The sequence below is a fragment of the Zoogloea sp. genome (assembly GCF_023150065.1).
Taxonomy (GTDB): Bacteria; Pseudomonadota; Gammaproteobacteria; order Burkholderiales; family Rhodocyclaceae; genus Zoogloea.
This window is the reverse complement of the sequence record NZ_JAKLLN010000097.1, coordinates 1-781: the sequence shown is the minus strand read 5'-3', so window position 1 is coordinate 781 and position 781 is coordinate 1. Positions and strand designations below refer to the sequence as shown.

General features: G+C 66.8%; 1 protein-coding gene. It reads left to right on the top strand.

All coding sequences use genetic code 11. The annotated features are described in order from the left end of the window. On the top strand, positions 1-242 hold a 242-nt coding region (locus L6Q67_RS23620), incomplete at its 5' end, for a toprim domain-containing protein (RefSeq protein ID WP_296575988.1). Between the last annotated feature and the right edge of the window lie 539 nt (positions 243-781).

The window sequence follows — 781 nt, the reverse complement described above, 5'->3', positions numbered from 1 at the left end:
TCCGGCACGTGGTCAAGACGGTCGTGATCTTCGCGGACAACGACGCCCCGGACGAGCTTGGCCGGCGCGCCGGCAACGAAGCCGCGCACGCGCTCAAGGAGCGTCTGCGCGCGCAGGGGTTTCGCTCCTATGTGGTCATGCCCGCGGGCACCCGCTACGATTTCAACGACATCCTGAAGAACAAGGCCCAGTCAGGCGCTTTGCGCCAGACAGCGGCCGCGCTCGAGCCGCAATATCAATAGAGCAGCGCCCCGGCGACCGCAAGGTCTCCGGGGCGTTGTCGTTGTGCGCCCAGCATGGGCGCGATCTTCGGGGTGCAAGTCCCCGGCCGAGCTGGCCACAGCGAGGCAAGTGAAGCGCAACTGCGTGAGGGCGACCGAGCGTGGGGAGGAAGCGTGGAGCGTAAACCGTGAGCCGAGGTACACGAACCGCATCTGAGGCGGCGCCGGCCAGGGCGAGCAGGCAACGAACTGCGAAGCTCTCGTGGCCAAGGGCCAGGCGACGTAAATGCGGCGGTTGTGCGGTGAAGGATCGCGAGCAGTCAGCAGACGCCGTATTAGCCGCGGGCAGGCCGATGAGGCCGTACACCCCGGCGAAGGGCTGAACGAGAAGGACAGTCACGAGACATGTCGCTTGGCGGGGCATTGCATCAGAAGCCTGGGCAACCGGGGCGTACGGGGGACGGACGTGGTGAAGCCGCGTCTGAAGCCGTGAGTGATGAAGCCACGCTGGCACGGCATGCACAAACGGACTGGGGGGCCGACGACCTGCTGGGGCAGGC